This is a genomic window from Oxalobacteraceae sp. CFBP 8761, from assembly GCA_014841595.1.
Classification (GTDB): Bacteria; Pseudomonadota; Gammaproteobacteria; order Burkholderiales; family Burkholderiaceae_D; genus Telluria.
This window is the reverse complement of sequence record JACYUE010000001.1, coordinates 2101254-2113532: the sequence shown is the minus strand read 5'-3', so window position 1 is coordinate 2113532 and position 12279 is coordinate 2101254. Positions and strand designations below refer to the sequence as shown.

Annotated in this window: 10 protein-coding genes; 5 read left to right on the top strand and 5 right to left on the bottom strand. The window is 66.2% G+C overall.

The genetic code is table 11. The annotated features are described in order from the left end of the window. Positions 1 to 49: 49 nt before the first annotated feature. The 3 genes from IFU00_09285 to IFU00_09275 form a co-directional block, all read right to left on the bottom strand. Complete coding sequence (locus tag IFU00_09285; protein ID MBD8542474.1) at positions 50 to 1636, bottom strand: aldehyde dehydrogenase (NADP(+)); 1587 nt, start codon at positions 1634 to 1636, stop codon at positions 50 to 52. 2 nt (positions 1637 to 1638) lie between these two features. Beyond that, positions 1639 to 2550 (bottom strand): 5-dehydro-4-deoxyglucarate dehydratase, encoded by a 912-nt coding sequence (gene kdgD, locus IFU00_09280; GenBank protein MBD8542473.1) that lies wholly within the window; start codon positions 2548 to 2550, stop codon positions 1639 to 1641. A gap of 95 nt (positions 2551 to 2645) precedes the next feature. Further along, the gene (locus IFU00_09275; protein MBD8542472.1) at positions 2646 to 3374 is read right to left on the bottom strand and encodes a FadR family transcriptional regulator; all 729 of its coding nucleotides are present in this window, start codon (positions 3372 to 3374) and stop codon (positions 2646 to 2648) included. A 202-nt stretch (positions 3375 to 3576) separates the two neighbouring features. Here IFU00_09275 and IFU00_09270 point away from each other — a divergent pair, with 202 nt between their 5' ends. The 5 genes from IFU00_09270 (at position 3577) to IFU00_09250 (ending at position 10120) form a co-directional block, all read left to right on the top strand. After that, complete coding sequence (locus tag IFU00_09270) at positions 3577 to 4275, top strand: FadR family transcriptional regulator (GenBank protein MBD8542471.1); 699 nt, start codon at positions 3577 to 3579, stop codon at positions 4273 to 4275. 90 nt (positions 4276 to 4365) lie between these two features. Then, entirely contained in the window at positions 4366 to 5094 is a 729-nt protein-coding gene (locus IFU00_09265; GenBank protein MBD8542470.1) for a rhamnogalacturonan acetylesterase, read from the top strand. Beyond that, positions 5091 to 8249 carry a hypothetical protein gene (locus tag IFU00_09260; GenBank protein MBD8542469.1) on the top strand — a complete coding sequence of 1053 codons (3159 nt, stop codon included), beginning with the start codon at positions 5091 to 5093 and terminating at the stop codon, positions 8247 to 8249. The genes IFU00_09265 and IFU00_09260 overlap by 4 nt, the downstream gene beginning before the upstream one ends. A 297-nt stretch (positions 8250 to 8546) precedes the next feature. Next, positions 8547 to 9641: a porin gene (locus IFU00_09255; GenBank protein MBD8542468.1), complete on the top strand. Its 1095-nt coding sequence runs from the start codon at positions 8547 to 8549 to the stop codon at positions 9639 to 9641. Next, complete coding sequence (locus IFU00_09250) at positions 9641 to 10120, top strand: PaaI family thioesterase (protein ID MBD8542467.1); 480 nt, start codon at positions 9641 to 9643, stop codon at positions 10118 to 10120. Before IFU00_09255 ends, IFU00_09250 begins: the two co-directional genes overlap by 1 nt. 11 nt (positions 10121 to 10131) lie before the next feature. Here the strand turns inward: IFU00_09250 and IFU00_09245 are convergent, their stop codons facing one another. Both IFU00_09245 and IFU00_09240 read right to left on the bottom strand, forming a co-directional pair. Beyond that, positions 10132 to 10953: an IclR family transcriptional regulator gene (locus IFU00_09245; GenBank protein MBD8542466.1), complete on the bottom strand. Its 822-nt coding sequence runs from the start codon at positions 10951 to 10953 to the stop codon at positions 10132 to 10134. A gap of 98 nt (positions 10954 to 11051) precedes the next feature. Then, positions 11052 to 12257: a CoA transferase gene (locus IFU00_09240; protein MBD8542465.1), complete on the bottom strand. Its 1206-nt coding sequence runs from the start codon at positions 12255 to 12257 to the stop codon at positions 11052 to 11054. Positions 12258 to 12279 lie beyond the last annotated feature (22 nt).

The following is a 12279-nucleotide window of genomic DNA, read 5'->3' as shown; positions in this document are numbered from 1 at the left end:
GGTGACAGCCGGCGTCTCCTCCGGCTGGTGCTGCATCAGGGCTGGTGCGTTACTTCCCCCCGGCTGCCTGCAATGCGCCGTCCTGCAGACGTGCCAGGCCCAGCGGATTGTCGTCGCGCAGCGCCTCGGGCAGCAGGCTGCCCGGCACGTTCTGGTAGCACACCGGGCGCAGGAAGCGATCGATCGCACTGGCGCCAACCGACGTCGTGCGGCTGTCGCTCGTGGCCGGGAACGGGCCGCCGTGCACCATCGCGTGCGCCACTTCGACGCCGGTCGGGAAGCCATTGAACAGTACGCGGCCTGCCTTGCGCTCCACTATCGGCAGCAGCGCAGCAGCCAGATCGAGGTCGCCTTCGCGTGCATGGACCGTGACGGTCAGCTGCCCGTGCAGGTGTTCTGCTGCCTGCAACATTTGGGCGGCGTCGGTAAAGCGCACCAGCACCGCGCACGGACCGAACACTTCATCCTCTAACGCCGGGTTGCCCATGTACGTGGCGGCATCGCACACATACAGCGCAGCCTGCGCAGCGCAGCCGCTTCCTTCAGTCGTGCCTTGCGCGACCAGTTGCAGGCCATCGACCGCGCCGAAGGCGCTCACGCCTTTCGTGTAGGCGTCATGGATGCCGGCGGTGAGCATCGTGCCGGCGCCCTTGGCGCCCAGCGCCGCGGCGCTCGCATCGACGAAGGCATCCAGTTCGGCGCCGGCCAGGGCGAACACGAGGCCCGGGTTGGTGCAGAACTGGCCGACGCCGAGCGTCAGCGAATCGACGAAGCCCTGGGCCAGCGTCGCGCCGCCGGCCTGCAATGCAGCGGGCAGCAGGAACACGGGATTCACGCTGCTCATTTCGGCGTACACGGGAATCGGTTCAGCGCGCGCGGCGGCGGTGCGCAGCAGTGCCAGGCCACCCTGACGCGAGCCGGTGAAGCCCACGGCCTTGATCGCCGGATGGGCCACAAGCTGCTGGCCGACCGTGCGGCCATCGCCGAACAGCATCGAGAACACGCCTTCCGGCAAGCCACTGGCCTTGACGGCGCGCTGCACGGCGCGCCCGACCAGCTCCGACGTGCCGGGGTGGGCGCCGTGCGCCTTGACCACGACCGGGCAACCGGCGGCCAGCGCCGACGCCGTATCGCCGCCCGCGACCGAGAACGCCAGTGGGAAGTTACTGGCGCCGAACACGACGACCGGACCGAGGCCGATCTTGCGCAGGCGCAGATCGGGCCGTGGCGGCGTGCGCTCTGGCATGGCGCTGTCGATGGTCGCGTCCATGAAATACCCGTCGCGCACGACTTTGGCAAACAGGCGCAACTGGGTGACGGTGCGCATGCGCTCACCTTCCAGGCGGGCCTGCGGCAGGCCCGTTTCCAGTTGCGCGCGCTCGATCAGCTCGGGGCCGATCGCCAGGATTTCTTCGGCCACCATCTCGAGGAACGCAGCGCGCGCCTCGAGCGGCAGCGCGCGGTACGGGTCGAACGCTTGCGCGGCCAGCGTGCAGGCGCGCTCGACATCGTCAGGCGTCGCCTGGCCAAAGGCCGGCTCGAGATTCGTGCGGGTGGCCGGGTTGAAGCCGAACACCTCGCCGCCCGTGCCGCGCAGGCACGACTGGCCAATGATCATTTCACCGAGGATGGTCATGATCAGATGGCTCCCTGCTTCTGGATCAGCGCCAGCAGCATCGCATCTTCTTCGGCCGTCAGATCGGTCAGCGGTGGCCGCACGGGGCCCGCGCCATGGCCGACCAGGCGTGCACCGGCCTTGATGATCGAGACGGCATAGCCGGCCTTGCGGTTGCGGATCTCCAGGTACGGCAGGAAGAATTCGTCGATCAGGCGGTTGGTGGTGGCAGTGTCGCCGGCAGCGGTGGCGTGATAGAAGTCCATCGCCAGTTGTGGCACGAAATTGAACACGGCCGACGAATACACCGGGGTGCCCAGCGCCTTGTAGGCGCCGGCATAGACTTCGGCAGTTGGCAGGCCGCCCAGATAGCTGAAGCGGTCGCCCATGCGGCGCCAGATCGAGACCATCAGTTCGATGTCGCCGATGCCGTCCTTGAAGCCAATGAGGTTCGGGCAACGGTCGGCCAGCTTGGCCAGCGAATCCGGGGTCAAGCGGCAGGCTGCGCGGTTGTAGACGACGACGCCGATCTGCACGGAGCGGCACACCGCTTCGACGTGCGCGACCAGGCCGTCCTGGCTGGCTTCGGTCAGGTAGTGTGGCAGCAGCAGCAGGCCCTTGGCGCCCTGGCGCTCGGCTTCCTGTGCGTGGGCGATGGCGGTGCGGGTGGGACCACCGCAGCCGGCCAGGATCGGCACCACGCCGGCGCAGGTGTCGACCGCCGTCTTGATGATCTGGCCGTATTCTTCACCGTTGAGCGAAAAGTATTCGCCGGTACCGCCGGCAGCAAACAGCGCGGTCGCGCCAAACGGCGCAAGCCATTCGAGGCGCGCGGCGTAGCCGGCTGGGTTGAAATCGCCTTGGGCGTCGAAGTCGGTGATCGGGAAGGAAAGCAGGCCGTGCGACAGGGTTTGCTTGAGTTCCAGGGGATGCATGCGAAAGTCTCCGTTCAGTGTGTTTGTGTTGACGACTAGGTTGTAAGTCATCGTACAACTGAAATGGTTTAACCCGCAAGCAAAATATTACTGCGTCAGCCGATTGCGTTTTCCAGACGGCGCTGCGCCTGCACCAGACGTTCACGGCTGTTGGACAAATGGGTGCGCATCGCGGCGCGCGCGGCTTCCGGGTCGCGCCGCTCGATCGCGCGGAAGATATCGTCGTGTTCGCGGCTGACGCGCTCGAGGAAATCGGCGGGCTTGTCCTGCTCGAGCCCAGGTGTGTTCAGGCGCGCACGCGGGATGATGGCGTTACCCAACTGGGCCAGGATATCGACGAAATACCGGTTGCCAGTGGCCTGGGCAATGAGCAGGTGGAAGCGTTTGTCGGCCTCCACCGCCGAGATGCCTTCGGCCATTGCCTGCTGCATTTCATCCAGCGCGCCAGCCAGTTCGCGCACCTGCTCTTCACTGCGGCGGCTGGCCGCCAGCCCTGCCGTTTCAGTCTCGACGCCGATACGTAATTCAAGAATCGCCAGCACGTCGCGCAGCGTCAGGATGTGTTCGGCGTCGAGCCCCAGGCCCGTCTGCGGGCGCTCCAGCACGAAGGTCCCGATGCCGTGCCGGGTCTGCACCAGGCCGGATGCCTGCAGGTGTGAAATCGCCTCGCGCACGACGGTGCGGCTGACGCCATGCTGCGCCATCAGGGACGATTCGGTCGGCAGCTTGTCGCCGGGCTTGAGGATGCCCTGCTTGACCGCTGCGCCGACCTGTTCGATGACGCTCTGGGCGAGATTGCGCTGCCTGCGCTGCGTGGGGACCATGGCTGCTCGCTTCAAATAGGGACTGGATGGGCGCGATTATACCAACAACACCGCACGCCAAACTTAGATGTCAGACATCTTATGACCAGTCATCCTTTCTTCTCAGTATTGGTAGGTCCGCCTTGCGGGATTGGTCTGGCCAAATTAGAATCACGGGACGATTCCCTCCACCCGGCAACGCTGCCGGGAGCGCCTGCCCCCGATGAAAAAACTACCCGCGTCCACCGAGCCAAACCAGCCCGAACCACGACTTTATCGCGTGGTCGCCGCCCGCATCCAGGAGCTGATCCGCGACGACAAGATCCAGCCCGGCACGCGCCTGCCTGCCGAGCGTGAACTGGCTGCCAAGCTGGAAGTGAGCCGCGCATCGCTGCGCGAAGCGCTGATCGTGCTCGAGCTGTCAGGTATCGTCGAGGTGCGCGGCGGCTCCGGCGTGTATGTCAGTGAAAAGGCGGTGGCGCCCGCCGAGGTGCCAGAAGAAGGCCCGGGACCGTTCGAGGTGCTCGCTGCGCGCCGCATGATCGAATCCGAGATCGCTGCCCTCGCTGCCAAGAATGCCACCGACCGCGACATCGACGCGATCCTCAAGGCCGTCGAAGAGATGGAGCGCCAGCACGACGACCGCGCCAGCAACGAACATGCCGACCGCAACTTCCACCTGGCGCTGGCCCGTGCCACCGGCAACACGGCAATGGTGGGCGTGATCGAATACCTGTGGGCCCAGCGCGGCAGCCTGTGGCACAAGCTGAAAGAACACTTCCAGACCGAAGAGCTGCGCAAGCAGACACTGCTCGACCACCGCAACATCCTGGCGGCGATCGCGTCGCATGACGCCAGCGGCGCCCGCGCCGCGATGCGCGCGCACCTCGAACGCGTGACGCGTACGTTCTCGCGCGGCTAGTCTTCAGCTAACTTGCGAGATCAAATGGCCTGACCGCTTGCTTAATTGGTCAGGCCAAAATAGAATCGGCAAACTTTGTGGAGTTTGCCCATGCTGCTTGATCGCGCCCTTCCCTATCTGCTCATCTGCGCCGCTGCCAGCGCGCACGCCACGTCTGCAGCGCCTGCATCTGCGCCGCCAGTGCGGATCATCCTTGTCGGCGACTCCACCATGGCCAGCAGCACGGGCTATGGCGACGCGCTGTGCGCCCGCTTCTCGCCCGAGACCGCATGCATCGATCTGGCGCGGGGCGGACGCAGTTCCGGCAGCTTTCGCGCCGAAGGCCGGTGGGATGAGGTCGAGGCGCTGCTGCGCGCACCGGCCGGCTTTGGCGCCACGTATGTCCTGATCCAGTTCGGTCACAACGACCAGCCGGGCAAGCCGGGACGATCGACCGATCTCGTGCACGAATTTCCCGCGAACCTGGCACGTTATGTGAACGAGGCGCGTGCGCTTGGCGCGGTGCCCGTGCTGGTGACGCCGCTGACGCGCCGCAGTTTCCGCGGCGCCTGGGTGCAGGATGACCTGGCGCCGTGGTCGGCGGCCGTGCGCCGCGTCGCCACCGCCACGGAGACACCACTGGTCGACCTGAATTGGCTGTCGATGGCCGATGTACAGGCCATCGGACCGGCACGCGCGGACGCACTGGCCAGGGCTGGCGCCAACTTCGACCATACCCATCTGGGGCCAGCGGGCGCTGCGCGTGTCGCGGCTGCGATGACGGGCGCGCTGCTGCAAGCAGTGCCGCCCCTGGCGCGCGCACTCGGGAGCGCGCGATGAGCGCCGCGGTTGCCGCACTCGCGCTCGCGCTGGCCGGCGCCGGCACCATGACTGAGCGGCAGCATGCGCCGGACGACGGCTGGGCAGCGCAGGAAGGCGGCACACGCGGCGGCGCGCTTGCCGTGCCTGCCAACGTCTACACCGTGCGCACTGCAGCGCAACTGCGCGACGCGCTTCGCGCTATAACGTCGACTCCGGCGCCAGCACGTATCGTGCGCGTGGCCGCAACGATCGACATGAGCGAAGGCTGGCCATTCGCCGACAGCCAGGACCAGGCGCGCCGCAGCGTCGTTCGCATCCCGGCCAATACCACGCTGGTGGGCGTCGTTACTGGCGCCGGCTTCGTCAATGCGAGCCTGGTCGTATCCGGCGTGTCGCAGGTCATCGTGCGCAACCTGGCGCTGCGCAATCCGTGCGATATTGCGCCGCGCTGGGACCCACAGGATGGCGCCAGGGGCAACTGGAATTCGCAGTACGACGCCATCAGCGTGACCAATGCGCACCACGTCTGGATCGACCATAACCGCTTCACCGATGCACCGGTCACGGACGACACGCAACCGGTTGAAAACGGCATGCCGAAGCAGTGCCACGACGGCGCGCTCGATATCACGAGCGCATCGGACTTCGTCAGCGTCACATACAACCACTTCGCCCTGCACGAAAAGAACACGCTGGTGGGCGGCGCCGATCGCGCGACGGGCGACCGCAGCCACTTGCGCGTGACGTTCAAGGGCAATCTGTTCGAGAACGTCAGCGAGCGCGCGCCGCGTGTGCGCTATGGCCAGGTCCACCTGCTGAACAACTACCACGTGGGCGCCCGCGCCCATCCGGCCTACCCGCATGGTTACAGCGTCGGTGTTGCGCACGAAGCGCACGTCATCTCGCATGCGAATTCGTATGCGATCGCGGGCGCCGCCAAGTGCGGGCACGTGGTGCGCGATCCCGGCGGCAGCCTGGCCAGCAGTCGCGGCGTGTATGCCGATACTGGCTCGCTGCTGAATGGGCAGCCGCTCGCTGACTGCGGCTTTGAGGGCGACGTCGGCTGGCGCGTGCCCTACTCGTTCGCGCCACTGCCCGCGGCCGACGTCGCGCAGCATGTACTGACGCACGCCGGACCGCGCGTACCCGATGCGGGCGACGGCGTGGTCGACGTCAAGCTGGTCGTGAAGGACGGCGCGGCGCCTTTCACGCTCAAGGCACGCCAGGATGACAGCGGTCGCTGGCAGGGTGCCAGCATCGCGCTGGCCGACGGCGGGGCGGCGCTGCAGATCGCGCTGCTCGAAGGGACTGGCGCAACCACGGTGCGACTGAAACAGGTGCGGCGTCGGGCGCCGCTGGCGGGCCAGCCGGTCGTGCTGCGCTTTGCCAGCCAGGCCGGCGAGGTGTCGCTGTGGCTCGATGGCGAACGGGTGACGTCGGCGCGGATCGCGCCAGTGCCAGCCGAGCAAGGGGCAGCATGGGACGCCGCACAGCACACGGTGCTCGACGTGCGTGACGGGCCTGCGACGCTGCCAGCGGCGGGCGTCCGGCTGAAACTCGCAACGACCTCGCTGGCGCTGCAGGCCGGTGACCCGCCCGAACGCATCGCGATCACTGGAGCCGACTTGCGCGCAGCGTCGTCCGATCCGCAGGTCGCCACGGTCGAACTGCGGGATGGCGCCGCGTACGTGACGCCGCGGCAGCCTGGCCGCTCAACCATCACCGTAACCGGCGGACCGTGGCAGCAAGCAGCGTTCGAGGCAACCGTTGGCGCCCCATCGCGTGCACCGGCACACACGCTGCTGCCACAAGGGACGCTGCAGCCTGCCCACGCCGAACGCGGTGTGCCACCAGACACGCCCATCCGGCTGACATTCAGGCACGCGCCGGTATTGAGCGGTGCCGGCAGCGTGCGCGTCGTGCGCCGCCACGATGGTGCACTCGTTGCATTGGTCCGGCCTGGCGAGACTGTGCTGACGCTTGGCCCCGCCGCTCGCCAGCGCGTCGTGCGCCATCACGCGATCGACATCGAGGGCAACACGCTGCGCGTCCGTCTGCCGCAGCAGCTCGCCACCGATACCGACTACGATGTGCTGGTCGATGCGGCGCTGCTGCGCGACCGCCGCTTCAAGGGCGCACGCTGGACCTTTCGCACGACGCCCTATCGCCCGGTGGGCGACAGCGTGACCGTCGACGACGATGGCCGCGCCGATTTTCGCACCGTCCAGGGCGCGCTGGACCACGTGATGGTGCTGCCGCGTGCAAAACCGGTGACGGTCAATGTGCGCGATGGCGTCTATCCCGAGCTGCTTTATCTGCAGGGCAAGGACAACGTGATGCTGCGCGGGCAAAGCCGTGAAGCGACCATTATCCGCGCGGCGAACAGCGAGGCGCGCAATCCCGGCTCTGGCGCCGGACAGGACGCGGGCAGCGCCGGCATCGGTGGCGGACGCTCCCTGTTCCTGGTCCAGGACAGCGACCTGCTCGAGATCCGCGACATCGCGCTGCACAACACGACGCGGCGCAGCGCGGACCCGTCAGCGCAGGCCGAAGCCCTCTTCTTCAGCAACGACAAGGGCCGGCTGGTCGTGCGCAACGCCCATTTGACGAGCGAGCAGGATACGATCCAGCTGACCGGCTATGCCTGGATCTACCGCTCGCTCATCGAAGGCAACGTCGACTTCATCTGGGGGTACAACCGCGCCGCGCTGTTCGAAGAAAGCGAACTGCGCAGCGTCGGCGACAGCGCGGATCCGGCGAATGGCGGCTATCTGGTCCAGGCCCGCACCGTCGCCCGTGACGATCCCGGCTTCGTGTTCCTGCGCTCGCGCCTGACCTCAGACAGCGGACCGGCCGGCAACCTGCCGCCGCCGGGCGGCACGTACCTCGCCCGTTCGCCCGGCACCGCGCACACCTGGGACAACGTCGCCTTCATCGGCTGCACGATCGGCGCGCACATCGCCCGCAGCGCGTGGCTGCGCGAACCGCAGCCGAATCCGGTGCAAGGGACGGCGCGTGCCGGCTGGCGCGAAGCGGGCAATACGTTCGCCAACGGCGAGGTGGCACATCTCGGCGGATACGAGATGGACGAACACGAAGCGCGGCCACTGGCCAATCGCGGCGCCGTGTTCTCGGGATTCAATGAGGGCGAAGGATGGGATCCGAAGCCTTGAGCGGACGGGTGCATTTCAACGACAACTGTCGGCACCGCGAACGCTTTCATTTCGCCAAGCAGAATGGTTGGTTCGCCTCTCAAAACCCTGTGTACCGGTTTCGACACGTTTCGCGCCAGAGTGCGGCAAGACTTGGCTCGGGCGCGAATACCTGTTGACACTGCCAAACGGAAAAACCTACAGTTTCATTATTGAAGATCTGGTTCCGCAAAGAGAAACCCGCTTCATGGATCTGTCGTCGGCCATCGTCATGGCTGGCGACGGGCCGGCACCATCACAATAATGGAGACAGACCGAGTGAAGAAACACATCATCGCAACGGCGGCGCTATGCGCCTGCGTATCAGCCGCACCGACCGCGTCCGCGCAATCGGCCATTACCCTGTACGGCATCATCGATGCCGGCCTGACCCGCCTGACCAACGACGGCCCGCAAGGCGACCAGACCAAGGTCGATACCGGCCAGATGCAGGTATCGCGCTGGGGCATCAAGGGTCAGGAAGACCTGGGCGGCGGCATGAAGGCGCGCTTCGGGCTGGAAGGCACGCTGCTCAATGACACGGGCGGCGCCGGCGTCCCGTTCGGCACCCCGTCGGGCACCAGCCTGTTCGACCGCGAAGCCACGGTCGGCATCGTCACCAACTACGGCGCCATCGACATCGGCCGCCAGAATATCGTCGGCATCATGTCGGTCGGCATGGCCGATCCGCTGGGCCTGGGCTTCGCGTCCAGCAGCCCGAACGTGCTGTTCTCGGCGATGAACAACGCCGCCGTGTATGCGCCCTACGGCGCCAACAACGGCGGCACGGCCCTGCGCCAGAACAACTCGATCAAGTACACGTCGCCCGTGTTCAAGGGCCTGAGTTTTGCCTTGATGCGCGCCTTCGGCGAGCAGGCAGGCAACGCGCAGAAAAGTTCGTACCAGGGCGGCGCGCTGCTGTACAACACCGGCAAGCTGGCCGTTGCCGGCGCCTATGCGCGCATGAAGAACATCACCGACACCGACCTGCTCACGTCGCACGCGTATGGCATCAAGTACGCGTTCCCGGCGGTGACGCTCAAGTCGACCTATTCGTGGAATGAACTGCGCAGCACTGGCCGCAAGATCGCAGTGCTCGGCGTCGGCGCCGATGTGCCGGTGGCGCCGGCCTTCCTGGTCACGGCCGCGGCCTACCAGGTCAAGCGCTCGGGCGACCTGAAGGACGATGCGCAGCAATTCATCCTGATCGGCCGCTACCTGATGAGCAAGCGTACGACCGGCTACGTCTCGGTGGGCCACGCCGCGACCGACAGCATCGTTAAAACTGACCAGATCAACCTGGCCCAGAACTTCGTGGCGGTCGGCAGCGACTCGGCCAACCGGTTCACGATGGGCATCATGCACATGTTCTGATGACGACACACGACGACGTGCATTCCGTACCACCTTCCGCGCCACCCTCCGTCCCGCCCGGCTTCGAACGCCTCAACCGCGGTGGGCCGTACATGGCCAACCTGGGCGAGCTGTATTGCCGCCGGCGCGAGGGTGAGATCGTGTTCGCGATGCGCATCGAGGACAAGCACACCAATATGCGCGGCATCGCCCATGGCGGAATGCTGGCCAGTCTGGCCGATTCCGCACTTGGTCTCGGCTTGACGCTGTATTGCGAAGGACGCCAGTCGTTCGTGACCGTCAACCTGAGCACCGATTTCATCGACGCGGCCAGGCCCGGCGACTGGGTCGAAGCGCATGTCGAGGTACAGAAAATGGGCAAGCGGATGGCCTTTGCCAACTGCTTCCTGCAGGTCGGCGCGCGCCGCATCCTGCGCGCCAGCGGCGTGTTTGCGGTGATGAACGCCTTGCGCCCCGACCAGCTGGAGGCCGGGTATTGAGGGTCGCCTGATTACGACTCGAGGCGCCGGGCGACCTCGATCAGGCGCGGGCGCACCTCATCGAGCAGGAAGGCGGTCGACACGCTCGACGAGGGGCCGCCACAATTGATCGACATGATCTGGCTGCCACCGATCGGCATGAAGCCGACCGCGATGCCGTTGACGTCCTTCTGCCAGTCGCCGAACGAGGTCGTGCAGCCATACGTCTCGTAGTCGCTCAAGCCCTTGGCCAGACCCGTGCGCATGGCCTCGAACGCTGTTTCGTCCAGCTCCATCGACCGGCTCAGGATATCCCTGCGTTCATTCTCGGCCGCCCGTGCCAGGTAGGCGCGGCCGATCGCCGAAGTCGCCAGCGGCATGCGCGAGCCCACCTGCAGCGCCAGCGCCAGCGCCGCGCTGCTGCGGCACACCTCCACATAGATCATCGACAGCCGATCCCGCATCGCGATCGACACGGTGGTGCCGGAGAATTCGGCCAGCTCCTGCATCATCGGGCGCGCCAGCTGGCGGATATCGAGCCGGGCCAGCATCGCGCTGCCCAGGCCGAGCGTGGCGCTGCCGAGCGTGTAACGCCCGCCGGGTTCCTGCGCCAGGTAGCCGAGCGTGGTCAGCGTATAGGTAATGCGGGTGACGGTGGACTTGGGCAAGCCGCAGCGCTCGGCGATCTGCTGGTTGCTCAGCCCCTTGTCGGCTGAACGAAAGCAGGCCAGGACCTCGAGGCCACGCGCCAGCGCCGTGATGAAGTAGCGCTCTTCGGCGCCACGCGGCGCCTCGGCCGCATCAGCGATGTCTCCTACTTGGACATCATCAGGAAGGGTATCGCTCACTGGCATGGGAAAGCCCTGGTCAAGAATGGTGGTCAAATTCCATTCTAATGCAGTTCATTTCGCCATGCAAAACCGGCAGGCATTAGCGGCATGCTTTGATGTAGTTAAACGACACCGCGCTCCCGCAACCCGGCCAGCGTCTCGGTCGACAAGCCGAGCAACTCGTGCAGCACGTCGTCCGTCCCCTCGCCCAGGCATGGCGGTGCGCTGCGTATCGGCAGGCGCTCACCGTCAAAGCGATAGGGCGAGGCGAGTACCGGAACGCTGCCCACTTCAGGATGCGGCATCTCCTTGACCAGGCCGCCCTGCTGCGCACGGGTCGATGTCAATGCTTCATGCAGCCCCGCGACCTCGCCACACGGGATACCGACCCGGCTCATGCACGCAAGCAGATCGCTGCGCGTGCGCTGCGCCAGTTCGCGTTTGATCTCGGGCATCAGTTCGTCGCGGTGCTGCGTGCGCGCCAGGTTGGTCTTGAAACGCTCATCCAATGCGATGTCTGGTCGTTCGATCACGTCGTTGCAGAAGCGGACGAACTGGCTGTTATTACCTACCGCAACGACCAGTGGACCATCCTTTGCCTCATACACGCCATACGGCATGATCGATGGATGCGCATTGCCGTAACGCGGCGGGTCGTTACCGCGCAGCAGCGCTTCCAGGCCGTAGTACGCGGTGATCATCAGGCCGCAGTCGAACAGCGCCATGCCGATGTGGCGGCCCTTGCCCGTCTTTTCGCGCTCGTACAGCGCCGCCAGCACGCCCTGCGCGGCGTACATCCCCGTCATCATGTCGACCGCGGCCACGCCAAATTTCAGCGGCGGCTGGGTTGGTTCGCCGTTGAGCGCCATCAGGCCCGATTCACCCTGGATCACCAGGTCGTAGCCGGGCCGTGCGGCTTCCGGGCCGGTACGGTCGTAACCCGTGATCGAGCAGTAGATCAGGCCCGGCTGCTCGTCCTTCAGGGCGTCGTAGCCCAGGCCAAGGCGTTCGATGTCGCCGAACTTGAAGTTCTGGATCACGATGTCGCTCTTGCGGATCAGATCCCGCGCGAGGGTTTGGCCCTCGGGTGTTTTCAGGTCGAGGCACACCGAACGCTTGTTGCGGTTGACGCTGTTGAAGTACGCGGTTTCGGTGGCGCCGATGCGCATGCCCCAGTCGCGCGTGTCGTCGCCGCGCTCGGGGTGCTCCACCTTGATCACTTCGGCGCCCAGGTCGCCCAGCACCATCGCGCACCACGGGCCGGCCAGCACGCGCGAGAAGTCCAGCACGCGCACGCCGGACAGAGGCAAAGCAGATTTGTCAGTCATAACACTCCAGATACCCGGCTCG

Excerpts from the sequence above, each read along its gene's own strand:
- IFU00_09285 (MBD8542474.1), bottom strand. The coding sequence starts at position 1,636 with ATGACCATCCTCGGTGAAATGATCATTGGCCAGTCGTGCCTGCGCGGC.
- kdgD (MBD8542473.1), bottom strand. The coding sequence starts at position 2,550 with ATGCATCCCCTGGAACTCAAGCAAACCCTGTCGCACGGCCTGCTTTCC.
- IFU00_09275 (MBD8542472.1), bottom strand. The coding sequence starts at position 3,374 with ATGGTCCCCACGCAGCGCAGGCAGCGCAATCTCGCCCAGAGCGTCATC.
- IFU00_09270 (MBD8542471.1), top strand. The coding sequence starts at position 3,577 with ATGAAAAAACTACCCGCGTCCACCGAGCCAAACCAGCCCGAACCACGA.
- IFU00_09265 (MBD8542470.1), top strand. The coding sequence starts at position 4,366 with ATGCTGCTTGATCGCGCCCTTCCCTATCTGCTCATCTGCGCCGCTGCC.
- IFU00_09260 (MBD8542469.1), top strand. The coding sequence starts at position 5,091 with ATGAGCGCCGCGGTTGCCGCACTCGCGCTCGCGCTGGCCGGCGCCGGC.
- IFU00_09250 (MBD8542467.1), top strand. The coding sequence starts at position 9,641 with ATGACGACACACGACGACGTGCATTCCGTACCACCTTCCGCGCCACCC.
- IFU00_09245 (MBD8542466.1), bottom strand. The coding sequence starts at position 10,953 with ATGCCAGTGAGCGATACCCTTCCTGATGATGTCCAAGTAGGAGACATC.
- IFU00_09240 (MBD8542465.1), bottom strand. The coding sequence starts at position 12,257 with ATGACTGACAAATCTGCTTTGCCTCTGTCCGGCGTGCGCGTGCTGGAC.